Origin of the sequence: Micromonospora sp. NPDC051006 (assembly GCF_044456245.1) — a bacterium.
Classification (GTDB): domain Bacteria; phylum Actinomycetota; class Actinomycetes; order Mycobacteriales; family Micromonosporaceae; genus Micromonospora.
Genome location: NZ_JBITFP010000006.1, coordinates 75,661 through 99,772, shown reverse-complemented (window position 1 = coordinate 99,772; position 24,112 = coordinate 75,661). Strand labels below are relative to the sequence as shown.

Annotated in this window: 30 protein-coding genes; 15 read left to right on the top strand and 15 right to left on the bottom strand. The window is 68.5% G+C overall.

Annotation, left to right across the window (positions count from 1 at the left end):
* Positions 1-311 precede the first annotated feature (311 nt).
* Positions 312-1,529 carry a low temperature requirement protein A gene (locus ACIBBA_RS12880; RefSeq protein ID WP_396696701.1) on the top strand — a complete coding sequence of 406 codons (1,218 nt, stop codon included), beginning with the start codon at positions 312-314 and terminating at the stop codon, positions 1,527-1,529.
* A 190-nt stretch (positions 1,530-1,719) separates the two neighbouring features.
* Here ACIBBA_RS12880 and trxB read toward each other — a convergent pair whose 3' ends face one another.
* The 6 genes from trxB to ACIBBA_RS12850 form a co-directional block, all read right to left on the bottom strand.
* Positions 1,720-2,652: a thioredoxin-disulfide reductase gene (gene trxB / locus ACIBBA_RS12875; protein WP_396696699.1), complete on the bottom strand. Its 933-nt coding sequence runs from the start codon at positions 2,650-2,652 to the stop codon at positions 1,720-1,722.
* Positions 2,653-2,715: 63 nt separating this feature from the next.
* Positions 2,716-3,123 carry an arsenate reductase ArsC gene (locus ACIBBA_RS12870; RefSeq protein WP_396696697.1) on the bottom strand — a complete coding sequence of 136 codons (408 nt, stop codon included), beginning with the start codon at positions 3,121-3,123 and terminating at the stop codon, positions 2,716-2,718.
* Positions 3,124-3,305: 182 nt separating this feature from the next.
* Positions 3,306-4,049: an aquaporin gene (locus ACIBBA_RS12865; protein ID WP_396696695.1), complete on the bottom strand. Its 744-nt coding sequence runs from the start codon at positions 4,047-4,049 to the stop codon at positions 3,306-3,308.
* Between the two features lie 51 nt (positions 4,050-4,100).
* Positions 4,101-4,763 carry an arsenate reductase ArsC gene (locus ACIBBA_RS12860; protein ID WP_396696693.1) on the bottom strand — a complete coding sequence of 221 codons (663 nt, stop codon included), beginning with the start codon at positions 4,761-4,763 and terminating at the stop codon, positions 4,101-4,103.
* Positions 4,760-5,446 (bottom strand): helix-turn-helix domain-containing protein, encoded by a 687-nt coding sequence (locus ACIBBA_RS12855; RefSeq protein ID WP_396696691.1) that lies wholly within the window; start codon positions 5,444-5,446, stop codon positions 4,760-4,762. The genes ACIBBA_RS12860 and ACIBBA_RS12855 overlap by 4 nt, the downstream gene beginning before the upstream one ends.
* A gap of 182 nt (positions 5,447-5,628) precedes the next feature.
* On the bottom strand, positions 5,629-5,979 hold the full coding sequence (locus ACIBBA_RS12850) for an ArsR/SmtB family transcription factor (RefSeq protein ID WP_396696689.1): 351 nt from the start codon (positions 5,977-5,979) through the stop codon (positions 5,629-5,631).
* A gap of 64 nt (positions 5,980-6,043) precedes the next feature.
* Here ACIBBA_RS12850 and ACIBBA_RS12845 point away from each other — a divergent pair, with 64 nt between their 5' ends.
* A complete protein-coding gene (locus tag ACIBBA_RS12845; RefSeq protein WP_396696687.1) occupies positions 6,044-7,177 on the top strand; it encodes a flavin-containing monooxygenase in 1,134 nt (377 codons plus the stop codon).
* Positions 7,178-7,314: 137 nt separating this feature from the next.
* On the opposite strand, the gene ACIBBA_RS12840 is transcribed toward ACIBBA_RS12845, so the two are convergent.
* Positions 7,315-7,692, bottom strand: coding sequence for an ArsR/SmtB family transcription factor (locus ACIBBA_RS12840; protein WP_396696685.1), 378 nt, complete (start codon positions 7,690-7,692; stop codon positions 7,315-7,317).
* 68 nt (positions 7,693-7,760) lie between these two features.
* On the opposite strand from ACIBBA_RS12840, the gene ACIBBA_RS12835 reads away from it, so the two are divergent.
* The 9 genes from ACIBBA_RS12835 (at position 7,761) to ACIBBA_RS12795 (ending at position 15,270) form a co-directional block, all read left to right on the top strand.
* Complete coding sequence (locus tag ACIBBA_RS12835) at positions 7,761-7,928, top strand: hypothetical protein (protein ID WP_396696683.1); 168 nt, start codon at positions 7,761-7,763, stop codon at positions 7,926-7,928.
* Positions 7,925-8,197: a hypothetical protein gene (locus ACIBBA_RS12830; RefSeq protein WP_396696681.1), complete on the top strand. Its 273-nt coding sequence runs from the start codon at positions 7,925-7,927 to the stop codon at positions 8,195-8,197. Before ACIBBA_RS12835 ends, ACIBBA_RS12830 begins: the two co-directional genes overlap by 4 nt.
* Positions 8,198-8,259: 62 nt before the next feature.
* Positions 8,260-9,438 carry a M28 family metallopeptidase gene (locus ACIBBA_RS12825; protein ID WP_396696680.1) on the top strand — a complete coding sequence of 393 codons (1,179 nt, stop codon included), beginning with the start codon at positions 8,260-8,262 and terminating at the stop codon, positions 9,436-9,438.
* Positions 9,439-9,450: 12 nt separating this feature from the next.
* The gene (locus ACIBBA_RS12820) at positions 9,451-9,783 is read left to right on the top strand and encodes an ArsR/SmtB family transcription factor (RefSeq protein ID WP_396696678.1); all 333 of its coding nucleotides are present in this window, start codon (positions 9,451-9,453) and stop codon (positions 9,781-9,783) included.
* Entirely contained in the window at positions 9,783-10,280 is a 498-nt protein-coding gene (locus ACIBBA_RS12815) for a GNAT family N-acetyltransferase (protein WP_396696676.1), read from the top strand. The genes ACIBBA_RS12820 and ACIBBA_RS12815 overlap by 1 nt, the downstream gene beginning before the upstream one ends.
* Before the next feature lie 71 nt (positions 10,281-10,351).
* Complete coding sequence (locus tag ACIBBA_RS12810) at positions 10,352-11,770, top strand: FAD-dependent oxidoreductase (protein ID WP_396696674.1); 1,419 nt, start codon at positions 10,352-10,354, stop codon at positions 11,768-11,770.
* Entirely contained in the window at positions 11,770-13,011 is a 1,242-nt protein-coding gene (locus ACIBBA_RS12805; protein WP_396696672.1) for an MFS transporter, read from the top strand. The genes ACIBBA_RS12810 and ACIBBA_RS12805 overlap by 1 nt, the downstream gene beginning before the upstream one ends.
* A 149-nt stretch (positions 13,012-13,160) precedes the next feature.
* The gene (locus ACIBBA_RS12800; RefSeq protein ID WP_396696670.1) at positions 13,161-14,735 is read left to right on the top strand and encodes an FAD-dependent monooxygenase; all 1,575 of its coding nucleotides are present in this window, start codon (positions 13,161-13,163) and stop codon (positions 14,733-14,735) included.
* Between the two features lie 229 nt (positions 14,736-14,964).
* Positions 14,965-15,270, top strand: coding sequence for a VOC family protein (locus ACIBBA_RS12795; RefSeq protein ID WP_396696668.1), 306 nt, complete (start codon positions 14,965-14,967; stop codon positions 15,268-15,270).
* Positions 15,271-15,388: 118 nt separating this feature from the next.
* Here the strand turns inward: ACIBBA_RS12795 and ACIBBA_RS12790 are convergent, their stop codons facing one another.
* Together ACIBBA_RS12790 and ACIBBA_RS12785 are read right to left on the bottom strand one after the other, a co-directional pair.
* Complete coding sequence (locus tag ACIBBA_RS12790; protein WP_396696666.1) at positions 15,389-16,435, bottom strand: endonuclease/exonuclease/phosphatase family protein; 1,047 nt, start codon at positions 16,433-16,435, stop codon at positions 15,389-15,391.
* Between the two features lie 229 nt (positions 16,436-16,664).
* Positions 16,665-16,817, bottom strand: a complete 153-nt coding sequence (locus tag ACIBBA_RS12785; protein WP_396696664.1) for a hypothetical protein — start codon at positions 16,815-16,817, stop codon at positions 16,665-16,667.
* Between the two features lie 114 nt (positions 16,818-16,931).
* On the opposite strand from ACIBBA_RS12785, the gene ACIBBA_RS12780 reads away from it, so the two are divergent.
* Positions 16,932-17,450, top strand: coding sequence for a hypothetical protein (locus tag ACIBBA_RS12780; protein ID WP_396696662.1), 519 nt, complete (start codon positions 16,932-16,934; stop codon positions 17,448-17,450).
* A 4-nt stretch (positions 17,451-17,454) separates the two neighbouring features.
* Here ACIBBA_RS12780 and ACIBBA_RS12775 read toward each other — a convergent pair whose 3' ends face one another.
* From ACIBBA_RS12775 to ACIBBA_RS12760, 4 genes are read right to left on the bottom strand one after another with little or no spacing between them, the layout of a single operon-like run.
* Positions 17,455-17,790 (bottom strand): YnfA family protein, encoded by a 336-nt coding sequence (locus tag ACIBBA_RS12775; protein ID WP_396696660.1) that lies wholly within the window; start codon positions 17,788-17,790, stop codon positions 17,455-17,457.
* Positions 17,787-18,095: a hypothetical protein gene (locus ACIBBA_RS12770; RefSeq protein WP_396696659.1), complete on the bottom strand. Its 309-nt coding sequence runs from the start codon at positions 18,093-18,095 to the stop codon at positions 17,787-17,789. Before ACIBBA_RS12770 ends, ACIBBA_RS12775 begins: the two co-directional genes overlap by 4 nt.
* Positions 18,079-18,528: a MerR family transcriptional regulator gene (locus ACIBBA_RS12765; protein ID WP_396696657.1), complete on the bottom strand. Its 450-nt coding sequence runs from the start codon at positions 18,526-18,528 to the stop codon at positions 18,079-18,081. Before ACIBBA_RS12765 ends, ACIBBA_RS12770 begins: the two co-directional genes overlap by 17 nt.
* Positions 18,525-18,881: a hypothetical protein gene (locus ACIBBA_RS12760; RefSeq protein ID WP_396696655.1), complete on the bottom strand. Its 357-nt coding sequence runs from the start codon at positions 18,879-18,881 to the stop codon at positions 18,525-18,527. The genes ACIBBA_RS12765 and ACIBBA_RS12760 overlap by 4 nt, the downstream gene beginning before the upstream one ends.
* Positions 18,882-19,184: 303 nt before the next feature.
* On the opposite strand from ACIBBA_RS12760, the gene ACIBBA_RS12755 reads away from it, so the two are divergent.
* Positions 19,185-19,565, top strand: a complete 381-nt coding sequence (locus tag ACIBBA_RS12755) for a hypothetical protein (protein ID WP_396696653.1) — start codon at positions 19,185-19,187, stop codon at positions 19,563-19,565.
* A gap of 93 nt (positions 19,566-19,658) precedes the next feature.
* Here ACIBBA_RS12755 and ACIBBA_RS12750 read toward each other — a convergent pair whose 3' ends face one another.
* Both ACIBBA_RS12750 and ACIBBA_RS12745 read right to left on the bottom strand, forming a co-directional pair.
* Positions 19,659-20,510, bottom strand: coding sequence for an alpha/beta fold hydrolase (locus ACIBBA_RS12750; protein WP_396696651.1), 852 nt, complete (start codon positions 20,508-20,510; stop codon positions 19,659-19,661).
* A 23-nt stretch (positions 20,511-20,533) separates the two neighbouring features.
* Positions 20,534-21,484: a patatin family protein gene (locus ACIBBA_RS12745; RefSeq protein ID WP_396696649.1), complete on the bottom strand. Its 951-nt coding sequence runs from the start codon at positions 21,482-21,484 to the stop codon at positions 20,534-20,536.
* Between the two features lie 125 nt (positions 21,485-21,609).
* On the opposite strand from ACIBBA_RS12745, the gene ACIBBA_RS12740 reads away from it, so the two are divergent.
* Positions 21,610-22,401, top strand: a complete 792-nt coding sequence (locus ACIBBA_RS12740; protein ID WP_396696647.1) for a helix-turn-helix domain-containing protein — start codon at positions 21,610-21,612, stop codon at positions 22,399-22,401.
* Positions 22,402-23,279: 878 nt separating this feature from the next.
* Positions 23,280-23,891 (top strand): hypothetical protein, encoded by a 612-nt coding sequence (locus tag ACIBBA_RS12735; protein WP_396696645.1) that lies wholly within the window; start codon positions 23,280-23,282, stop codon positions 23,889-23,891.
* The last annotated feature ends 221 nt before the right edge of the window (positions 23,892-24,112 follow it).

Below are 24,112 nucleotides of genomic sequence, written 5' to 3'. Positions count from 1 at the left end.
GCGCGCAGGCGCTACCGTCCAGTGACCGGGGACCAGGGGCTGTGGTGTTTAGAGGGTGGGGTTGTCGGTGGCGGGCCAGTCGCCGTGGACGGTGGGTGGGATGCCGCCGGGCAGCGCGCGGTTGATCAGCTGGGCCAGGACGTCGCTCTCGTGCGCGCGGCGGTCGATGGCCTGGCCGCAGAATCCTGCTCAGTGGGCGTGGTGGCGGGTTACCGACGAGGGGTCGTTGGCCGGTCCGCATAGCTCCCGTCAGGTCTCTGGAAGCGGACGAAATCGGCGCGCGAGGACAGTCATCACGCGACCATGGGCGGGTGGGGCGAGCATCGGAGCCGGCGCAGACCGGGGGCATCATCCGCGGCGAGGAGGACGCCCAGCAGGCCAGCTTCCTGGAATTGTTCTTCGACCTGGTGTTGGTCTTCGCCCTGGTCGGGGTCGTCAGCCGGATGGTGCCGGATCTTCTCTCCGAGAACGTGGGCGTGCGCTGGCGGTCGCTGCTGTACACGCTCGTTCTGGCCCTGCCGCTGCTGTGGCTGTGGACGACCACGGCGTACGTCACCAGCCGGTTCGACTACCGCAACCGCTGGATTCAGCTGCTGGTCCTGGTCAGCGCGTTCGGCCTGCTGGTCATGGCGACGTCCCTGTACGAGTTCGAGCAACGCGGCGCCGCCTTCGCCGTTGTGTACGTGGTGCTGCACATCGGACGGCCCTTGGTGCTCCGGCCGTTGTTGCGGGAGCACGAGGACGTGCGGGGGCTCTACACCCGCCTGGCCATCTGGGCCAGCATCTCCGGCGTCATCTGGCTCGCCGGGGCGGCGATGGGCGGAAACCACCGGTTGGCCCTGTGGTTGATCGCCATCACCGTGGACATGGTCGTGGCGCGGCTCAGATGGCCGGTACCCGGCATGGGCCGACCACCGACCAGCGCTTGGGCGATGGCCAGCAGCCGATACCTCCCCGAGCGCTACCAGCAACTGTTGCTGATCGCGCTCGGTGAGACGGTGCTGTCCATAGGCTTCACCTACGCCAACCACCCCGCCACGCTCGCCGCAAAGGCGGCCCTGGTGGTCACATTCGTGACGTCCGTGCTGATGTGGCGGATCTACTTCTATCGCGCTGGCCAGGTGCTGGCCGAGGCGGTCGAGATGTCGTCGAACCGGGCGGTTGCCGGCGGGATCGTCGGCGTAGCCCATCTGCTCATGGTGCTTGGCATCACCTTGGCCGCGGCTGGCTCGGAAATCGTGTTGGCGCACCCCTCCGGTCCCTCAAAGCCGGCCTGGCTCATGGTCATCCTCGGCGGGCCCGCGCTCTTCCTGTTCGGCCGCAGTCGGCTGGAACGGGTCGTCTTCAACCGGCTCGCCGTGCGCCGGCTCGTCGGCATCGGCGTTCTGGTCCTGCTGGCGCCGCCGCTGTTCTTCGGCCCGCCGCTGCTCGCCGCCATCGTCGCTGCGGTCGTGCTGCTCGGGGTCGCCGTTGCGGACGCTCGGCGCGCCGCCGGGCGCCCACTGGAGGCCCCGTCCCCGTCTGCCTAGCGGAGCGGTCGGCATTCAGTCCGCGAGAGGCCCACGGACGGCCGGCGAGTCCGAAAGGTTTCTCACGGGTGCCGTGCACCGGAGTGCGGGCCACGTGCTCACCAACGGACCGGGCCAACTGCCCCTGCGGCCGTGGCCGGACGCCCTGTCGGTGTGCTGCCGAACCTCGGTCCAGCAGCACACCCGAGGTTCAGGAGTCGGCGGCGAGGTAGCGCTCGGCGTCGAGGGCGGCGGTGCAGCCGGTGCCAGCGGCGGTGATGGCCTGTCGGTAGGTGTGGTCAACGAGGTCTCCAGCGGCGAAGACGCCGGGGATGTTGGTGCGGGTGCTCGGGGATCGCACCTGGACGTATCCTTCGTCGTCAAGCTCGACCTGGCCGCGGAACAGTTCGCTACGGGGGTCGTGGCCGATGGCCACGAACACGCCGGTGAGATCGAGTACCGTGATCTCGCCGGTGTGAAGGTTGCGCAGGCGCGCCCCCACAACAACCCCGTCGCTGCCGATGACCTCGTCCACGACGCTGTTCCATACGACGCGGATCTTGTCGTTGGCGAGGGCTCGGTCGGCCATGACGCGGCTGGCGCGGAAGGTGTCGCGGCGGTGCACGATGGTGACGCTGCGGGCGAATCGGGTCAGGAACGTGGCCTCCTCCATGGCGGAGTCACCGCCACCGATAACGGCGATGTCCTGGTCGCGGAAGAAGAACCCGTCGCAGGTGGCGCAGGAGGAGACGCCGTGGCCGAGTAGTTCCCGCTCGCCGGGGACACCGAGGGGGCGCCAGGCCGAACCTGTAGCGAGGATGACCGCCTGGGCTTGGTGGGCCTGCCCGCCCACGTACACCGTCTTCAGGCCGGGGCTGGTGAGGTCGACGCGGCTGACGTCGTCGGTGACGACCTGCGCGCCGAACCGGTCGGCCTGCTTGCGGAGGTTGTCCATCAGCTCCGGGCCGTGGATGCCGTCAGGAAAGCCGGGAAAGTTCTCCACCTCCGTGGTGGTCATCAACGCGCCGCCGGACTGGACGCCCTCGATGACCAGGGGCGAGAGGTTGGCGCGCGCGGCGTAGAGCGCTGCGGTGTATCCGGCGGGACCGGAACCGATGATGATCAGACGATGAGGGTCGGGCACGGCAGACTCCTGCTCGGAGGGCAAGCCCGCCGGGAGGTGACCGGCGGGCGCGCAGCGGGTGGATCAGGCGGCGGGTTGTAGCTCGGTGAGGAGCTTCTCGACCCTGGCGCGGATCTCGTCGCGGATCGGCCGCACGGCCTCGACGCCCTTGCCAGCGGGGTCTTCGAGCTTCCAGTCCTCGTAGCGCTTGCCCGGGAAGACGGGGCAGGCGTCGCCGCAGCCCATGGTGACGATGACGTCCGAGGACTCCGCGGCCTCGTACTCGAGGAGTTTGGGCGTCTGGTCGGTGATGTCGATGCCGACCTCGCGCATGGCCTCCACGGCGGCAGGGTTGACGGCGTCGGCGGGAGCGGAGCCTGCGGAGCGAACCTCGACGGCGTCGCCGGCGAGGTGACGCAGCCAGCCGGCGGCCATCTGGGAGCGGCCGGCGTTGTGGACGCAGACGAACAGGACGCTGGGCTTGTCGGTCATGAGGTGCCTTTCGTGCGGTGCGCGCGACGGAGCCGATTGGCCGACGCGCCGTGAAGGGTGAGGAGCAGGCGGTGGTTCGGGTGTGCTGTTGCGGTCGACGAGCCGGTAACGGCCCGGGTCGTACGGCCGGTTGATCAGGTCGTCACGCCGGTGATCGGCGTGGTGGCCGCACGGTCGCGATGTCATGCGCGAAAGCCCGTGGCGGCGTCCTCATCGGCGGGGACAACGACCTGGTCCGCAGCGCTGCCGGCGTCGGGATAGAGGGCGGCCAGCAGGCTGACGCCGACCGCGAGGCCCACCAGTTGGGCCACAACGAAGCCCGGCACGGAGGCGGGCGCGATGCCGGCGAAGGTGTCGGTGAACGCCCGCCCGATGGTCACCGCCGGATTGGCGAACGAGGTGGACGAGGTGAACCAGTAGGCCGCGCCGATGTAGGCGCCGACCGCGGCGGGCGCGACGGCGGCGCGGCCGGAGCGGGCGAGGGCGAAGACCAGCAGGATGAGCCCGGTGGTGGCGACGACCTCGCCGAGCCAGAGGTGACCGGCGGATCGGTCCTTGCCGGCAAAGTCGACGGCGGCCAGGTCGAACATGAGGTTCGCCAGTACCGATCCGGCGATCGCGCCGAGGATCTGGGCCATCGTGTAGCCGGCGAGGTCTCGGGCGGTGAGGCCGGTGCCGGCGCGGCGGCCGAGGAACCAGTCGGCTGCGGAAACGACCGGGTTGAAGTGGGCGCCGGAGACCGGGCCGAAGATCAGGATCAGCGCGACGAGGGCGAACGCGGTGGCGATCGAGTTCTCCAGCAGTTGGAGACCGACGTCGCCGGGGGAGAGGGTCGTGGCCATGATGCCGGAGCCGACCACGGCGGTGACCAGCAGCGCGGTGCCGGTGAACTCGGCCAGCAGCCGCCGCTGAAGGGGGATGGTCATCAGTCTGGTCTCTCCCATGATGGTGCTGTCCTGCCGCTGTGGCAGTGACGGTTATCGGTTGGTGGGGACGTGCAGCTCGTCGAGGAGACCGCGGACGCGACGCTCGATCTCGTCGCGTATCGGCCGGACGCCGGTCAGGTCGAGGCCGGCCGGATCGTCCAAGTCCCAGTTCTCATACCGGGTGCCGGGGAAGACGGGGCAGGCGTCGCCGCAGCCCATCGTGATCACCACATCGGCGGCACGGACGACTTCGTCGGTCCACGGCTTGGGGAACTCCTGCGCAATGTCGATGCCCCGTTCGGCCATCGCGGTGATGGCGGCCGGGTTGACCTCGACACCGGGTTCGCTGCCGCCGGACCAGGCGACCGCCTGCTCCCCCGCGAGGTGGGTGAAGAAGCCGAGGGCCATCTGGGAGCGACCGGCGTTGTGCGTGCAGAGGAACAGCACGACGGGACGGCCGTCGCGGTGGTGACCCTCGACCCGGGCGAGAGCCTGCAGGCGCTGCCGTGCGAAGCGTTCCGCCAGCAGCGGAAGGAAGTTGGAGATGCTCGCGGCGGTGGCGATCTGGTCGTAGCTCGCGTGCAGGAACCGCTCGATCGTCTCGGTGCCGTAGACGCCACTGAACTCCTCGGCGAGCCGAACCGCGGCGGTGTGCAGGGCGACCTGCTGGTCGAGGGTGATCTCCTGGTGAACCTCGGGGCTGATGTCGGTCATCCGGTGCCTCTCAAGGTGGTCGTGGGGGCGAGGCGGTCGACCCGGTCGGCGAGATTGGCATAGGCGGCTTCGAACGCCTCGTCGGAGTCGACCCGGACCGGGTCCGGCACGGACCAGTGCAGCCGCGGACGTACCGGTCCGGCGAGTTCCTCGTGGGCGTTGTCGCAGACGGCGATGACCAGGTCGTCGTCGCGAACCACGTCATCGACGTGCGCGGTGGCGACCGGATCGAGATGCAGGTCATGGCGGTGCGCGACAGCGAGCGCGCGGGGGTGAACCCGCGCGGCCGGCTTCGTGCCCGCCGACGCGGAGTCACCGTTGGTGCGTCGTTTCCACAACGCGGCAGCCAGCTGCGACCGCGCGGAGTTGTGCGTGCAGACGAAGACCACACGACCCACCTCCGTCAGCGACGGAGGGGTGAGAGCGGCCAACGCCCCCGGCTGAAGCCGCAGGTAGGTGCGTCGCCGGTCGCCCTCTGACCGGCCGCGCACGACGAGGCCGGCCTCGGTGAGCACCTTGACGTGGTGGGCGACCAGGTTGGTCGGCATGTCGAGGTTGTGCGCGATCTCCCCAGGCGAGGCGTCGCCCAGGGTGAGCGCGTCCACGATCGCCAGGCGCGCCGGGTCGCCGAGCGCGGCGTGAATACGGGAGCGCACGGCCAGGGAGGCTACTTCAATGGTCATTGACTCAACTATTACTGAGTAAACCGCATTTCGTCAAATCGGGCCTCGGCCATGAGTGGACCGGGTTGACGTCGCCCTTGATCGACCGCCGATGGTGGGGCGGGTGAGGTCGTGTCGCCTCCGCAGCGACCGCGGATCATCCCCCTGTGCTGGCGGCGGGGTCGTTGCCGTGCTGAGTCGAGTCAGCAGCAGGTCGTCAGGTACGACTGCAGTTCGGCCAGCGCGGCGAGCGCGCCTTCGCGGTCCGCCCGGTAGTAGACCGTCTTGCCGTCACGCCGCGACGTCACCACCCGCCCCCGGCGCAGCAGCGTCAACTGCTGTGACGCGGTCGCCTGACTGATCCCGACGCGCTCGGCGACCTCGCCCACGGACAGCTCCGCCCCCTGGGCGAACAGCATCATGATCCGCTGCCGGGTCGGGCTGCCCAACGCCTTGAGGAACTCGTGGGTCTGCGGCGCCAACCCTGACGAGGCGCCCGCCGGGCTCATGGCCACGGATGTCGGTGCCGCCTGCTCGGGTGTCGCCTGGCTCATGCCTTCCACTTTCCCTCACCATCATCATATTGTCATTCAACGAAACGACGATATGATCCTTGGTGTGACTCCTCGAACCGAACCTGTGATCATCGTCGGCGGCGGCCAGTCCGGTCTGGCTGCCGCCCGCGCCGCCGCAACCGTCGGCCTTCGGCCCGTCGTCCTCGAGGCCGGCGCCGAGCCGGTCGGCTCCTGGCCCGACTACTACGACAGCCTCACCCTGTTCTCCCCGGCCCGTTACAGCGCCTTACCCGGCGTGCCGTTCGACGGCGGTGACCCGGAGCGCTACCCGAGCCGTGAGGAGGTTGTGTCCTACCTGCGCCGCTACGCCGGCAGCCTGGACGTCGACATCCGCACCGGCACCCGCGTCACCGAGGTACAGCCCCGACCCGACGGCGGCTACCTCGTCCACACCGATGCCGGGGAGCAGATCGCTGCGGCCGGCGTCGTCGCCGCCAGCGGTTCGTTCGGCAACCCTCGCCTGCCGGTCCTGTCCGGAATCGGCCGGTACACCGGCGACGTGCGGCACGTCGCCGACTATCGCCGGCCAGAGCCCTACGTCGGCAAGCGGGTCGTCGTTGTCGGCGCCGGGAACTCCGCCGTCCAGGTTGCCTACGAACTCGCCGCGCACGCGAATGTCACGCTGGCCACCCGGGAGCCCATCCAGTTCCTGCCGCAGCGCATCCGCGGCCGTGACCTGCACTACTGGCTTCGCATCAGCGGTGCGGATCGGCTTCCCCGCCGGGTGCTGATCCGACTCATCCGGCACGCCGCGGTGCTCGACACCGGCGTCTACCGCGACGCCGTCGCTTCCGGACGGGTCACCCGGCGGGAGATGTTCACCGCCTTCACCCCCGAGGGCGTCGTGTGGAGTGACGGCGTCGTCGAGCCGGTCGACGCGGTCATCTTCGCCACCGGCTACCGCCCGAACCTGCCGTACCTGCGGCTGCTCGGGACTCTCGACGGCGGCGTACCCCGGCAGGTCGGAGGGATCTCCACGACCCACCCTGGCCTGGTCTACCTCGGGTTGGAGTTCCAGCGGTCGTTCGCGTCGAACACGCTGCGCGGTGTGGGCCGCGACGCCGTACACGTCATCGCCGCTCTTGCCGCACACGTTTCCGGCCGGCCGCAGCGCGGGCTCCGCCGATGGCAGGCGCAGCTACCGGGCGCCTCAGCCGCCGTCGGCGTGACGAAGTAGAACAGCGCGTCGCCCGTGCTGGGCGAAAGTCCAACTGCGGCTGCTCTGGGCAGGCGAGTCGACGCCATTGCTGTCGTGCTCGCGAGTCCCGCAGGTGGTCAACAGGCCGCTTGCTCGCTCGGTTTTCGCAGCCCGAGCTACGAGCCGGAGGGTGCCTCGACCGTGAGCAGTGCCGCGAGCTGGCGCAGGATGCCCGGCCGGGCCCGATAGTAGACCCAGGTGCCCCGACGCTCCGCGTCCACGAGGCCCGCCTCCCGCAGCGTCTTGAGGTGGTGCGAGATGGTTGGGCCGCTGAGGCTGAAAGCGGGGGTGAGGTCGCAGACGCAGGCTTCCCCGCCTTCGGCGGAGGCGATCATCGACATCAGCTGCAGGCGAACCGGATCGCCGAGTGCCTTGAACGCGGGCGCGAGGACCGCGGCGGTCTCCGCCGGTACCCGACTCTGTGCCAGCGGTGGGCAGCAGGGCTCGTCGGCGTTCAGGTCGATCACGGTGAGGGATGCGCCTTGCTTTGACATGCCTCTAGGTTGACATCTCTCTAATCAACGTGCAACTCTCTGCTTAGACGGATGTCAAGACAGACTCCGTGGGAGGGGGATTCATCATGTTCGGCAAGACCCGGCGGTCGGCGGCGGCGCGGGCGGGAGTCCGGTTCTGTGACTCCTGCGCCCAGGTGTCCACCGCCACGCAGCGCGCGCAGCAGCGCTTTGAGAGCGCCCGCACCACCGCTTACACCCTGGCCAGCTACCGATGAGCGAGCGGAAGGCCACCACGATGAGGGAGAACACCTCCACGACCGGGGGGTTCGCCGGCGACCCCGCCGCCGCCCTGGCGGTCACCGGCTCCGGTGCCTGCTGCGGCAGCACGGCCCAGGCGGTCGGCTCGATCCTCCCGCCCGCTGGCGGAACCGCTGCCAGCGGTCCCTGTTGCGGCACCCAACAGGCCGCCGCGGCAGCAGGCTCGTGCTGCGGCGCCGAGGCGAAGGCCGACGCCATCAGCGCCGGGCAGGGGTGTTGCGAATGAACCCGGCAGCAGCCTCACCCTCGCCGTTAGAGACCCTGTTGGCGCAGGTGTCAGGTGACCGGATGGCCGCCACCGTTAACACCCTCGCTTCCGACGAGTTCACTGGTCGGCGTGTCGGCTCGGCCGGGGGTGCTGCCGCCCGCGCCTGGCTGGTCGACCAGCTCGCCGCAGTCGGCGCGACGGTGAACTCCGACGACTTCGCCGTCCGCGCGGTGCCCGACGTGGACGCCGCACCCACGGTGACCTGGGGCAGCAACGCCGCCTCGCACCGCCTGACCTTCGGCCGCGAGGTGGCCATCCACCTCGCGTCCGCGCACATCGCCGACCTCAGGCAGGGGCCGCTGGGCGTCGCCGGTGCCGACGACCCGACCGGCCGGTGGCTGGTCGTGCCGGCGGCGATGACCCTGTTTGACGCCTACGGGCACGCACACAACGCCGCCGGACTGCTCCTGGGCCGCCCCGTCGACGCGCACGGCTGGCAGTACACGACCCTCGCCGGCCCGGACCCGGGACCGTTGGCGGTCCTGACGCTGGATCCCGCCACCCATCGCGCGGTCCTCGCCGCAGCCGACGAGGGGGGTTGGCTCAGCGGCAACGCGCCGCTGCGCAGGCTCGACGTCACCGGCGCCAACATCCACGCCACCTTCCACGCGCCAGCGCCGGGCGGGGTCGGCCTGCTGCTCACCGCGCACTACGACGGTGTGGGGGACCATCCGGGCCTGCGGCAGCCGGGCGCGTCGGACAACGCCAGCGGAGTGTCGGTGGTCCTCGAGGCCGCCCGAGTCCTGGCCTCGGGACCTGGCGGCATCGGACTATCCGTCGCGCTGCTCGACGGCGAGGAGATTGGCGCCTTCGGCTCGGCCCACCACGCCCAACGGCTGCGCGCCCGCGGCGCGAGCCCTCTGGTCGTCAACGTCGACGGCGCCGGGCGGCTGGACCACGCCGCCGCCGTCGAGGCCGGCGGGCCGGCCCACCAGCTGCTCGCCCTGCTCGACCAGGCCGGCCGGCACACCGGCGTACCCCTGGCCGCCGGTCCGGTGGCCTCGGACAACCGCCGCTACGGCGCAGCCGGGCTCGCCGCCGTCGGCATCGGTGCCGGCATGGCCGGCTACCACAGCCCCGCCGACACCCCCGACGGAGTCGACCCCGGCACTCTGGCCGCCGTCGCTCGCCTCGTCGTTGCAACCGCCTGGCTCGCGGCATCGGCGCCGGTTACACTTTCATCGTCAATCGGCGATTAACGATAGAAGGAGATGGTGGTGGACGACCTGCTCGACCGCGCGACGGCGCAGACCTACGCCTCCTGGTTCCGTGCCTTGGCGGACCCGACTCGCGTGCAGATCGTCGAGTACCTGGCGCGCCACTCCAGGCCGATGAGCGTGGGGGAGATCGTCACCGCTGTCGGGCTGGCCCAGTCCACCGTCTCTCAACACCTGAAGATCCTCACGGAGGTGCGGTTCGTGCTCGTCGAGGCGGTCGGCACCGCGCGGCACTACCGCATCAACGACGCCTGCATCAGCTGCTTCCCGTCCGCGGCCGACGTTGTCATGGGCCGTCCCGCCCCCATTCCGAACGGAGCCTGCTGATGGCCGACATCGCCGTCCGGCCGATGGCCGCGGGCGACGCCAACCTCGTCCTGGCCATCTACCAAGCGGGCCTCGACACCGGCAACGCCAGCTTTGAGACAGTCGCGCCGAACTGGGCAACCTTCGACGCCAACAAACTGGCCGAGCATCGCTTCGTAGCGGTCGACGGGGACAGCAACGTCGTCGGCTGGGTCGCCGTCACGCCAACCTCTGCCCGCGCGGTCTACGCCGGAGTCGTCGAACACTCCGTCTACGTCGACCCTGCTGCGCAGGGACGTGGAGTCGCACGGCTGCTGCTGGACGAGCTGATCGCCTCCACCGAGACGGCCGGCATCTGGACCATCCAGTCCGGCGTCTTCCCCGAGAACGCCGCAAGCCTCACCCTGCACCAGCGGGCCGGCTTCCGAGTCATCGGCACCCGCGAGCGGGTGGGCCGCCATCACGGCCGCTGGCGCGACGTCGTCCTGCTGGAGCGCCGCAGCCCCACCATCACGTGAGCACACTCGCCCCCAACCTCGGGCTGAGCTCGCTTGCTTAATTCGACGATTATCAACACAAGGAGTTTCCGATGACTGTCCTGGACGAGCTGCCCGTCGTCGTGATCGGGGCCGGGCCTGTCGGCCTGGCCGCCGCCGCGCACCTGCACGAGCGCGGCCTGCCCTTCCTCCTTCTGGAGGCCGGGGACACCGCCGGCGCAGCGGTGCGGCAGTGGAGTCACGTCCGCGTCTTCTCACCGTGGCGCTACAACATCGATCCGGCCGCGCGGCGACTGCTCGACAAGTCCGGCTGGGTCGCCCCCGACCTGGACGCGCTGCCGACGGGCGCCGAGCTCACCGGCGACTACCTCCAGCCCCTGGCGGAACTGCCGCAGCTCAAGCCGCACCTGCGCTACAGCGCCCGGGTCGAGGCGATCAGCCGCCTCGGCCTGGACCGGCTGCGCACCGCCGGCCGCGAGCACGCCCCGTTCCTGATTCGCCTCGCCGACGGCGAAGAGATCCTCGCCCGTGCGGTGATCGACGCCTCCGGAACCTGGGGCACCCCGAACGTTCTCGGCGCCTCCGGCCTGCCGGCGCGCGGCGAGACCGAGGCCGCGTCGTTCCTGGAGCACGCCCTGCCCGATGTGCTGGGCGTGGACCGGGACCGGTTCGCCGGTCGACACACCCTCGTCGTCGGCGCCGGCCACTCCGCCGCCAACACCCTGCTGTCCCTGGCCGACCTGGCCGCGGCCACGCCGGGCACCGAGGTGACCTGGGCGATCCGCTCCGCATCCCCGGCCCGCACCTACGGCGGCGGCGACGCCGACGCGCTACCCGCTCGCGGTGCGCTCGGCTCCCGGCTGCGCGAGCACGTGGACGCCGGCCGGATCCGGCTGCTCACCGGCTTCTCCGTGCAGACCCTCACCCCGACCGGCGGGCGCGTCGCTGTCGTCGTCCGGCACGCCGACGCAGGAGAGGAGCCCATCGTCGTGGATCGAATCATTGCCGCGACCGGCTTCCGACCGGACCACTCCATCGCCAGCGAGCTGCGCCTCGACCTGGACCCGATCATGGGCGCCACCCGCGCCCTCGCGCCGCTGATCGACCCGAACGAGCACTCCTGCGGCACCGTGCCACCGCACGGCGTCGACGAACTCGCCCACCCGGAGCCCGGCTACTACGCCGTCGGCATGAAGAGCTACGGCCGCGCGCCGACGTTCCTCATGGCCACCGGCTACGAGCAGGTCCGTTCGGTCGTCGCCGCCCTGGCCGGCGACTGGGACGCCGCCCGCGACGTGCAGCTCGACCTGCCCGAGACCGGCGTCTGCAACAGCAACCCCGCCGAATCGACCGGCGGCGACAGCTGCTGCGGCACCACCGCGGCCACCGAGCCGGCAAGCCGGGGTCTGGCCACCGGCATCGCCGGCGGCCTGCTATCCACCCCGCTGAACCTGGTCACTCTCAACGCTGCGCCCAGCGGCGGCCAGAACGGCGGCTGCTGCGCCAGCTGATGCCCACCACCACGACGGTGCCCGCCGACCCCACGGTCGGCGGGCACCGCAGCACCCACGGCCGGCGGATCGTCGCCGCGCTCGCCATCACCCAGACCGTCGGCTACGGCACCCTCTACTACGCCTACGCCGTCCTGCTGAATCCGATGGCTGCCAGCCTCGGCACGCCCACCACCGCGGTCACCGGAGCGCTCACCGCCTCGGTCCTGGCCGGGGCGGCCATGGCCATCCCCGTCGGACGATGGCTCGACCGGCATGGCGGTCGCGCGCTCATGACCGTCGGCTCGGCCACTGCCACCGCACTGGTCCTCGCCTGGTCGCAGGTGCACACTGTCTGGCAGCTCTACGCCGTGATGATCGGCATCGGCGCCACCGGCGCGATGGTCCTCTACGAACCCGCCTTCGCCGTCATCGTCACCTGGTTCACCCCCGAGCGACGCGGCAACGCCCTCCTGGTCGTCACGGTCGTCGCCGGCTTCGCCAGCACGATCTTCCTACCCCTCACCGGTTTACTCGTCGAACACCTCAACTGGCGCAGCACCCTGATCATCCTCGCCGCCATCCACGGACTGATCACCGTCCCACTGCACGCCGCCACCATCCGACGACCATCCCACCCACCGGCGCACCACCGGGAGAAGGAACGCCCGCCCTCGGCCCGCACTGCCACCGGCGACGCCCGTTTCTGGATCCTCGTGATCACGTTCGTCGCTCACGCCGCGGCGACCAGCACGATGGTCGTTCACCTGGTCAGGTACCTCACCAGCCGCGGCCACCCCGCGACCTTCGCCGCCACCGTCACCGGCCTGCTCGGCGTTCTGTCCGTCACCGGCCGACTCGTCCTCACCGCAGCCCGCCGAATCGCCACGCTGACCGCCGTCGTCGCCGTGATCTTCGCGATCCAAGCCGTGGCCGCCGTGTGCGTACCCGCCCTCGCTGGCAGCCGCGTCGGCGCCGTCGGCGCTGTTGTCGCGTTCGGGCTCGGCTTCGGCGTGTCCAGCCTCGCCGTACCCGCCCTGCTCGCCGACCGGTACGGCACTACCGCATACGCCAGCATCGCCGGAATCTTGGCCCTGCCGGTCACCATCTCCCGCGCCACCGCACCACTGGCCGCCGCCGCGCTCCTTCACACGACCGGCTACCCGTGGCTGCTCACCGCGGTAGCGATCTGCTGCACACTCGCCACGACCGGCATGCTCGTTCGTGCACGATCCCTGCCACCGCAAGGCTTGAGCCGATGACGGCCTACCGGGACGGTTGAGCCGTGTTCAGCAGAGGACATGGGACCATGCTTGACAGCAGGTGCGAGGTGTTCACAGGCGAATCGGCCGGAAGGATCAGACCTTCATGAGCTCGGCAGCGATCCCCTCTGGAGATCGGTGATCGGATCGTGAACGCCGTCGAGGTCTTGGTGGTCGGGGCAGGGCCGACCGGATTGGCCTTGGCTGGTCAGCTGGCGTCCTTCGGTGTGCAGGTTCGCTTGGTCGACCGCGCTCTCGACCGGGTTCACGAGTCGCGGGCATTGGCGATCCAGCCACGCACCCTTGAGGTCCTTGCCGGTCTGGGGGTGACCGACGAACTGGTCGCTTCTGGCAACCGAGCGGTCCGGCTGTGCCTGCATGCGGGCCGGCGGGAGCGTGAGGTGCCACTGTTCGATTTGGGCCTGCACGACAGCATGTATCCCTACCTGCTCTTCCTGTCCCAGGCGGAAACCGAACGCGTCTTGGCCGAGCGCTCGGCGGCGATGGGGGTGAGCGTCCAGCGGGGCGTCGAACTGGTGGGACTGGAGCAAAGCACCGACAACGTGGTGGCGAGCCTGCGGTACCAGGACGGCCACGAGGAGCAGGTGTCAGCCCGATACGTGGTGGGCTGCGACGGCGCCCACAGCACGGTGCGCCAACTCGCCGGAATCGAGTTCGAAGGCGCGTCCTATCCGCAGACGTTCGTTCTGGCCGACCTGGAAGCCGACGGCGTCGCCGAGGGCGCAGCGCACGCGTTCCTCTCCGCGCACGGAATGCTGTTCCTGTTCCCACTCGGCCACCCGGCAACCTGGCGGTTGCTGGCCATGCGCCCACCGACCAACCTGCCTGCGGCCGACGCCCCGCTCACCCTCGACGAGGTACAGCATCTCGCGGACACCTACACCGGCGCGACAGTCCGGCTGCGCGACCCGGTGTGGATGACCAACTTCCGGCTACACCACCGCGCCGCCACCCGATACCGGAAAGGGCGGCTCTTCCTGGCCGGCGACGCTGCACACATCCACAGCCCGGCGGGCGCGCAGGGCATGAACACCGGCATCCAGGACGCGGTCAACCTTGGCTGGAAACTCGCCCAAGCCCTGCGCAGCCGCGTCGCCCCGACACTGCTGGACACCTACGAAACGGAACGCGCACCGGTCGGACGGCTGGTACTGCGCTTCACTGACCGCGCATTCACCGTGGCTACCTCCACCAGCCCGGCCATCCGGTTCGCCCGTACCCACATCGCGCCAGCGCTCATCCCCGCCGTGCTCGGCCCCAAAACCGTCAGGCGCAGAGCCTTCCGCACCATGTCGCAACTAGCAATCAACTACCGCCAAAGCCTCCTCTCGCTGAACGGGTCACGCACCCGAGGCGTCGGTCCCCGGGCCGGTGACCGGCTGCCCGACGCGCGACTACCCGACGGCGGCACGCTGCACCAGCTCACGGCCACGCCCGGATGGCACCTGCTGCTGTGCGGGCCAGCACCAGCCTGGGACACAGGCACAGTTGCGGCCCTAAATCAGAAGATCGCCGGATGGCTCACCGTGCACCGCCTGACCGGTACCGGGGACGCGGTGTCCCTTGCACTGCGTCGTCTGGGCCTCGCCTCGGGCGCCACTGGCCAATATCTGATCCGCCCCGACGGGCACATCGGCTACCGATCCGATGGCACCAACCTCACCGGCTTGATCGCCTACCTGAACCAGTGGCTTCCCGTCTGACCCAGCCGGGTCTCGCTGACTGTGCAGACTCCGGCTGCGAAAAGCGGCTGAAGTACCAGCGCCTGTGTCGAGCTCGTCGGCTGTGGTGCTTGATTTGTGGATGCCGAGACGAGGCGCCGCGCGGGGGCTGGTGCATCGCCGCGGGCGGGTATTGATGACCGCGTTCCGAGCCGTCTTGCCGTCATCGCCATCGAAGCCGTCCGACCACAACTGATCGCCGACTTTGTGCTTGGCCCTCGGCTGGCGGGTTGTTGATGAGGGTGCCGGGGTCATCACCGTCGCAGCATCCGAACCGTTCTGGCCGGTGATCAACGTTGCGGCCGTGTCAGAGGGCAAGTCAATCAAGAGCTGGTTGCGTTTCGACCTGCATGCCGACGGTGTGTCCACCGCGGAGGAGCTTGGGCCTGACCGCGTGCTCACCCTCGGTGCGGGGCACGTCGGCGTGGGACAGCGCTCCGACGCGAGCTGGGTTGTGCATGCTTATCCTGCAGGCGACAGGTTCTGCCTGCTGTCACGTCCTGTCCGGGCGCTTTAGGACGGCTTCCAGTCAAGCGGGCTGCGGCGTGGACCGAGTCGGCTGAGCGAGTGCGTGTGTCGAAGGTGCGGCGTGTCGGTGGCCGATCAATGGCGGGCCTCCGGTAGACGGTTCAGCGTCAGCTCACGTCGAGGTCGATGTAGGCGGGATCGTGATCGGAGCCGTCACCGCTGATCTGGGTGCGGCGCATGACGTGCGCGGCGGTGACGGTCAGGTCTGGGCTGGTCCAGATCTGGTCGTAGAGGGCGAAGGTGGTGACGCCCTTGGCGCGGTGGCGGTGTGTCCAGATGGTGGGGGACAGGTCGGCGAATTGGTCGTCGATCAGGGTGCCGTTGCGGTTGGGGCCGGCGACGGTACTGCCCTGGTGGACCTGTTCTGCGAGGTCTGCTTTGCGGAGCGCGGTGAGGGCCTCGGCGTCTGGTAGGTCGTTCAGGTCGCCGGTCATGACAATGCGGCGGGTCAGCCGTTGGCGGCGCAGAATCTGGACGATCGCCTTGGCCTGCTCGCTGCGTCGTTCGGCGATGGCCTGTCGTTCGGCCGCCACCTCCTCGGCGGTGAGCGTGTGCTCGTCGGCGATGAAGTTGCTTTTCAGGTGGTTGACGAACACGTGCAGGGGCTTGCCGTCCGGGGCGGCGATCTGCGCTTGGAGCAGGTCACGGCCGAACACCGGTTGCCCTGTGGGGTCGGGCCAGAACCGCCAGGAGCTGATGCGGGTGATCGGGTGGCGGGAGCAAACAGCGACGTCGATGCGGCGTGGGTCGTTGCCTTCCACCACGACTCGGTAGCGGTAGTCGGCGCCGAGGGGAGCCAGGTCGTCGCGGTTGAATGTGTCCAGGGCGTCCTGGTCTTCGACTTCCTGCAGGCACAGCACGTCGGCGTCTAGGGCGGCGATGCGTCGGGCGATCCATGCCCGGGCTTTGGGGTCTTTGCCCTTGACGAGTTTGCCGCGAAAGGTGCGCAGCACGCCGCTCATGTGGGTTCCGTCTGGCAGGACTACCTCGACGACCGATGGTTGCCCGCTGCTGGCGTCGCCTGCGCCGCTCGTCGTGCCGTCGGCGGCGAGCTCTGCGATGGGCGGGTTGGCGACGGTCCGCGGAAGCTCCGCCTGGAACGACCAGCGAGAGAACAGGTTGTTGGCGTTGAACGTCGCGATCCTCACCGCCACCGCCCCCCTTCCTCTGCTAACGGACCAGCCCGCTTGATGCGCTCGACGCTACGGCCCCACCCGCTCGGGCTGGCATCAACTATCAGCAAGCCGCCAATCCCGGATCGCGCCTGTCCCGTTGGTGACCTCGTCGGCGGATCCGAAGGCGTCAGTGTTGGTGGCCCCTGCCTGTCAGTCGAGCGGCATGCACGTTATACCGAGTTGGGTCCTCCGCTAGGTTGTCCGCCGATCACGGCTGGCCTGTCGGACAGGTTCCTCGCCGGACGAGGCGATCAAGGTGATCGAGCAGCTTCACCTCGCTGCGAGCCAGCCTTTCGCGCTCGGGTGTTGGTAAATCGGCAAGCAGGTCCGAAAGGCGTTCGTTGCGCGGTACGAACACCATGGCACCGGAGTGTTCGCGGCAGATCGAGGACCACACCAAGCCGACGCAGCGGGATGGCTAATTGCCGCTCGCGTCGTGTCAAAGCCTGTGGTTGCCCGGGTTCACACTTGGTGCATGGCATGGGAGTGGGTTGCGCCGGTTAGCACGGGCGTCGTGGGGGTGGCAGGCATCGCCTCCACCTGGTCAATAGGCCTCCGGGATCGCAAAGCCCGAGCCGAGGAACGGAAAGAACAGCGAAGGGCCGAGGTTTACATAGATCTTCTAGTCCGGGTGTCCCACGACATTATCGATGCAATACCACTGGTTGGATCGCTAGCTGGTCCGGTTCCTGAGCGGCAAAAGCCTGAGGAAGAGATCCTGCTGCAAGCACGCCTCGCCGCCTTTGGCAGCCGGGGGGTCAGCGATACGTACGCTCAGATGTTGGAGGAGATATCGAATCTAAGGCACCTCAAGAACATAGCAAATGGTCGGCGCGGCAAGATCCACGTCACAGAATCTGAGGCTACTAAGAGTCTGTCGCTCGATGAGATCTACCAATTGAAGCGAAAGAAGTGGGACGAAGTCCTGGGCCTACGCGACATGTTGACAAACCAGATTCGTCGCGAGCTGGGCGAGTTGCCGGTCCCGACGTAGTCAGCTAGCTGGCCCGTGGGGCGTACATGATGACGGCGACGCCGACGAGGCAGATGGTGGCGCCGATGAGGTCGTAACGGTCGGGGCGGAACTTGTCGACGACCATGCCCCAGGCGAGGGAGCCGGCGACGAAGATTCCGCCGTAGGCGGCGAGGATGCGGCCAAAGTTCGGGTCGGGTTGAAAGGTGGCGACGAAGCCGTAGAGCCCGAGCGCGATGACTCCGGCCGCGATCCAAAGCAGCCCGCGGTGTTCCCGCCAGCCCTGCCAGACCAGCCAGGCCCCGCCGATCTCGGCGAGAGCGGCGATCACGAAGAGCAGGATCGAGCGGGCCACCGTCATGCGTCGGACCCTATCCTCACCACCTGGCGGTCCTTCTGGTCAGCCTGTCCACAGGAGCAGCTGCCGCCGGCGCAGCCGGTGCTGTGGCGGCGTTTGGTGGCCCACCACCAGGCTAGGCCGGCGAGCAGGGCCAGGGCGACGGCGACGGCGGGCATGAAACGGTTGACCGCAGCCCAGCCGGCACCACCGAGCACCCCGGCGGTGAGCAGCGCCGGCAGCACGCAGCAGGCGGCGCAGGCCGCTCCCGCAAGTCCGGTCATCCCGGAGGGCAGCAGGCGGCGCAGCCAGTTAGCAGGTGTCGGCACAGTTGGTCCTTTCGGCGAGTTCAGCAAACGGCAGGGGACAGCAGGAGCTGCCGGCGCAGGCGACCAGGTCGTCACAGCCGGCGGAGATGGCGGCGCGGAGGGTGTCGCGGATGACGGTGAGGTCGGCCAACTTCTGTTCCACCTCGACGAGCTTTTCTCTGGCTCGTGCCTGGAGGCCGGTATCAGGTTGGCCACTGTGCCGGTGTCGGCCGGCGTCGAGCAGATCGGTGACCTCGTTGAGGGTGAAGCCGAGGCGCTGCGCGGTCTTGATGACGCGCAGCAGCGTGATCGTGTCGGACGGGTAGAGCCGATGTCCGCCAGGTGACCGCTGCGGGGAGTCGAGCAGTCCCCGGCGCTCGTAGTAGCGCAGCGTTTGCAGGTTGACCCCGGCCGCGTCGGCGAGCTGGCCGCTGCGCAGCCCTGACTCGCTCATCGCGAACCTGCCGCTGTTGCGGCACGATTGGCGAGACTGTCGAGAACGTCGACGTGAGCCGCTGCCACCCGGACGTCCAACGTCAGCGCGTCCGGGCCGGATCGGGAGATGTCGAAAGCGAAGAACGAGCAGCAAGACGACTCCCGGGCGGTTAGGTCCCGCGCCGTCTCCTCAACCTGCACGCCTCCGGCGAGCCGCAGCCGCAGAAGCTGCGCCGACAGACGGTCGGCAGCTCGGACCGCGCTGCGGAAGAACTGATCGAACTCCGCGAGCCGCAGCGGCCGTTCGGCTGTCGGCAGGGTGCAGGCATCCGGCACCCAGGAGTCATCGGTTGTGACGAGTCGGTCGCTCATACTCCGACGGTAAGCCTGTACCTAGGTATCAGATGCAAGCCCAAGGTCGGTGAAAGTTTCCAGGCCGTTGCCAGGCCGTCGGAGGTCGGACGAGGCCAACCAGCGATGACCGTCTCGTAGAAGCGCAGTGTCTTGGTGGTGGTGCCGGTTGCCCTGGCGAGTTCTTCGATCCGCATACTCCTGTCGTCGCGCCTTGACCTTCCCCTGCACTGGAAGGTCAAGTCTGGTACGGGTAGAGCCGTGACGGCCAGGTGGTGTGCCTCGTGCCACCTCCGGAGCCGCTTGCTTTGGAAGGGGGCTGCGATGACCACAGAGGCAGATGGTGTCGAGGTCAGGGTGGCTGTTGAGCTTCGTTCCGTGCCGGACTGTCCGAACCTTGGTCCGGCCAGGCAGGAGGTGAGTTCTGCGCTGGCCGACCTCGGCCTGCCGCAGGGGGTGGTCACCGAGGTTGTGGGGGACTATCCCTCGCCGTCGATCCTGGTCAACGGCGTGGACGTGATGGGCGGTGCCGGCGACGAGTCAGCCGCGTGTCGCCTCGATCTGCCCACCGAGAAGCGCATCCGCGCTGCCCTGCGCCAGGCGATGGGCGCCGCATTCAAAACCGCCGTGCCGGAGCCGAGCGTAGAAGTCCACTTGGGTGCCCGCGGCAGCGACGATCTTCCCCGCCGGCACGCCCGGATATAGTCGTGCTCGGCGAACAGCCGCCGCGTACTGCCGATCAGCGTCGCCCTGGTCGTCATGGGCGGGTCCTGCTGACGCTGCGACACCTCAACTTCTTCATGCGGCGAACTCCACGACCAGCCGGGCCAGTTCGGACGGCTGATCCTCCGACACGAAGGTATACGAATCGGCGACCGTGACCAGTCGGGCGTCGGGCAGGGTTGCCGCGAGTCGTTCGAAGAGCCGGGCAGGGAAGATCCGATCGTCCTGCGCGCGGACCAACAACACCGGCTTGCTGAATCCGATCAGCGCCTGGGCGGCGGCCAGCGTGTACCTGTTGTGCACACCAGCGATGAACCGCCTGGCGTCCCTGCGAATCTGCCGGCTGTCGTAGCTTGGCCGTAGGTAGGAGTCCATGATCTTTGCGGGGATGCCGCGCTTGGCCAGCCAGCCGAACGCAGACGGCCGGCGCTGCACCATCGGCAGCCGGAGCAGTCGGCTGGCCAGCCAGACCGCACCGGGCAGCCGGACCAACTCGGGTAGCGAGGTGAACGGCTCGGGCAGGAAATCCTCGAACGCGTCGCACGGTGTGAGCACAACACGGCCGAGCCGCTCCGGATGGTTGGCCATCAGGATCTGGGTGAGTGCGCCGCCGGTGTCGTTGGCGACCACGGTGACGTCAGTCAGGTCAAGCGCGTCGAGGAACTCCGCGATCAGCGTGGCGACTCCGGATGGCGTCAGGTCAGCGTCGGCCGGCATGGGCAGCTGGTGCGCGCCGAGCGGCCAATCCGGCGCGATGCAGCGAAAGCCCGCGTCCGCGATGCCCGGCGCGACTTTGCGCCAGAGGTTGGCGTTGACCAGCAGACCATGCACGAAAACGACGGGCGGGCCGGAGCCGCGCTCGGCGTAGGCGACCCGGCCGCTGGGCAGGGCCACGGTCTTGCCGGTGCCTAGGGCTGCGTCGAGCATGCCGACCTGCCCGGGAATCGATGTCACCTCGGGGCGAACCTTATAGGGGCATCTTCGAGGCAGCGTAGTTCGTTCAGTGCCGCCTGCCGGCCTGTGTCGACAGCTGCGCGAAGCAGGTGTGGGCGTCGCTCGGTACGGCCGATCTTCGCGCTGCCGATGGGTGGGCGGATCTGCAAGGTCGAGGGGTGGGACGCCAGGAGTTGCTCTTCCTCCGCCCTGATGGCTTCGCGGCGCAGCCACGTCTCGGTGGCTCCCGGTGCGCGTCGGGCGAACCATCGCGACATCACCAGGCGTTCGGCGCGGGACGGAGCTGACGCAACCTCATCCGTTCGTCGAGTACGCAGCGCAACGATATGGGTGGCCTTCTGAGCGAGTGCCGTCCGTACCGGGACCGCCTCGCTCAGCCCGGCGTCAACGAACGGTCGCCCGTCGATCTCGATCGGTTCGCCTGCGAGAAGCGGCATTGCGGTCGACGCGCGTAGCGCGGCCTGCAAGCTGGATCGGTCACGGATCTGCCCGTGCAGATCAATGGCCTTACCTGTGAGCGCGTCTGTGGCGATCGGATGGAATTCAACCGCGCTGTCCAGGATCTCCTGGAACCCCATCGGCAAGATCTCGGTGTACACGGTGTGGACAAGGAAACGAGTGTCCACGATCGGCAGCCGGCACAGTGCACGCCTTGGGTTGATGGTCGTCCGCATGATGATCGGATCCCACCAGGCGTGCTTGCTGCTTGCCGCGCGACCGCACAGCAGCCAGGCTGCATTCAGCGCTCCCGCGGAGCTGCCGTAAACGGCGTCGAACAGTGGTAGCAGCCCGAGTTGTTCGACGGCGATTGTCATGCCGCTCGAGTAGGCGCCACGGGAGCTGCCGCCTTCGACCAGTAGTACCAGGCGCGCGTCGTCGCTGCGTTGTCCGGGAATGCTTGCTTGTTGCATTCGGTCACGTAGCAGCTGAAGGACAGTGGCGGTCACGGTTGCACCCTTTCTTGTTGATGCCGATTTGGGGGTGTCGCCATCCTGCCTGCTGGGGGGACGCAGATGCGAATACCTGCCAGGTACTCGTTTCGACGCGTGCCGCCCAGCTATCGTGACGTCTCGTGACAGCTGCGGACGTCGGACACCTGATCCGTCGGCAACGGGGACTGGCTCGGCGCAGCCAGATGGACCTGGCGCACGAGATCGGCATCTCACCCCGCCACCTGAGCTTCGTCGAACTGGGCAAGTCGAAGCCGAGTGTCGGCTTGCTGATGAAGATCGCCGAGCATCTGGACCTGCCGCTGCGCGAGCGCAACGACTGGCTGCTGGCGGCCGGATACGCTCCCCGCTATCCCGAGACGCCGCTCACCGGGCCGGCGCTTTCCCGCATCCGGGCCTCGGTGCAAGCTCTCCTGGACACGCACGACCCGTTCCCCGGCCTCGCAATCGACCGGCAGTGGAATGTGCAACTCAGCAATCGCGCTGCGCGCCGACTGGTTGCCGGCATCCCTGAGGACGTGCGAGGCGTGCCGATCAACATTTTCCGCATGGCCCTGCACCCTGCCGGACTCGCCGGCCGTACCCGAAACTTCCCGCAATGGTCGGCATATTTGCTGCGCCGGCTCGATCGGGCGGTCGTGCGGACCCAAGACCCCCGCCTTGCCGCACTCGCCGACGAGATCGCGACCTGGCCAGCCATCCCAGAACGCCACACCTGGGGCCACCTTTCCTCAGACGAAGCGGACGACCCGGTCCTCTCATGGCGCCTCGAGCTCGGCGGTGAGGAACTATCGATGTTCAGCCTCCTGAGCACATTCGGAACCCCGATGGACGTCACCCTGTCGGACCTGTCAATCGAGCTGTTCTTCCCTGCCGACGAGCAAACCGAGACCATCCTGCGCCGCCACTCTTAGGTCGGTTTCGAGGAGAACGCGCTCCAGTCGAGTAGCGTCAGTAGCCCGAGGTCACACATCCGGATCTGTCGCAAGTCGCGCGGTCACGCCGCCGATAATGCGCGATAATCGAAGTCGCTCTGCCGCGTCTGAGGCCGTCACCACCGCTGGCGCGTGTTGGTTCCGCGGCGTCGCCGCCTAGTGGAGCGACAGGGATGAGGACGGGGATTCGACGCCGGAGCCGCGGCCGCTGCCTCGGCAACGCCCGGCTCCCAATTACCAGCGGTCGGACGACTGCGGCTGGGTCGAACACGGCGACGTCGACTCGGCGAATGGTGACCCGGCTACGCACATGACGTCCGGTCCGAACAAGGCGTACGTAGACGCAATCCGGGTTCGGCCACCGATACATCGAAGTTTGTCCCTCCCGGATGCCGGTGGGCCCAGCGAATCGCCGGTTGGGCGGGTGCGGTGCCGGTCAGGGACAACATCAATGCCTGCCACCTTCGAGCTAACCAGTTGGGTGGTTCTGGAACCGATCCCCGCAACCTGGCTATCTGCTCGCGAAAGGCCAACGCCAGGCAGCTCGGTTCGGCCCAAAGTGGACAAAGTGTGGCGTTCTACGAGGCTCAGGTGAAGGCGGCGATGGACTCGGGGCAGAACGTCAGGTACTCCTGCTGTTCTATAGCGGCAACCGGACAGTGCCGACCGGGTTCTGCATGACGGCTCTCGGTACTTACGCGGACGGAAGTCCGGGGGGCGGTTCCTTCGATGTCTTCATCGAGAACACTCTTACAGCGGAACAAAACCTGGGTATGTTCAACGATCCCCAGACAGGTGGGGCGGTCCCGACCGGTGCAGCGTCATGACGTGCGCCCGGATGACGCGAGAGGATGGTTGTGGCTGATCTGGAGATGCTGCGGCGCATGATGCAAGCCCCGGCTGGCCCTGAAACGGCCGTGGACTGGGGGCGACTGACCGGATCTTGGGGGAAGGAGTTTCCTGCCGACTACCGGCAGTTCATGGAGGTGTTTGGTCCCGGTACGATCCAGGACTTTCTGGTGATTGTGCAGCCTGAGCCCAAGGAAGCCGCCTCCGTTGACGCGACGGGCGGGATGGTTCACGAGACGGCCAATGCCGAGATGGCGTGGACGGAGTTCCGCAAGGAGCCCGCGTTGGCCGAGGTCGAGCCGCTGCTGATCGCATGGGGGGTGAGCAGCGGAGCGGACATTCTGTGCTGGGATGCGTCCGGTAATGACCCCGACGACTGGCCGGTTCTGGTGTGGAACCGGGACTTCACGGCATGGCGCCGCTACGACTGCGGGATGGTGGAGTTCCTGCGGCGCGTGTTGGAGGCGGAATTCGGCGGATGTCCGCTGAGCGGTACCAACATTTGGGGTGTTGCGACGGTAAGGTACCTGACCTTGGGTGAGGAGATGCGGTTGTTGAGGGCCGGGCTGGATCCCTGGACAGGCGAGCCGGATCCGTACGCCGGGATGTTTCCCAGGTGACGGTGCATGCCAGTTTCCGATGAGGCAGTGAAGGCTGAATCGGGAACGTGACGGGCTCCTGGCCGGCGCGCTGGTGTTAGCACACCATTTAGGGAATCACCCACTGTCTGGATCGCGAAACACATGCCGGCGCCCCAGCAGACTACGATTAGGCAAAGGCGGCAGGGCAGGTGCGGATGGGGATCGAACCAACCGAGGCGCCAGGGCCTGTGCAACGCACT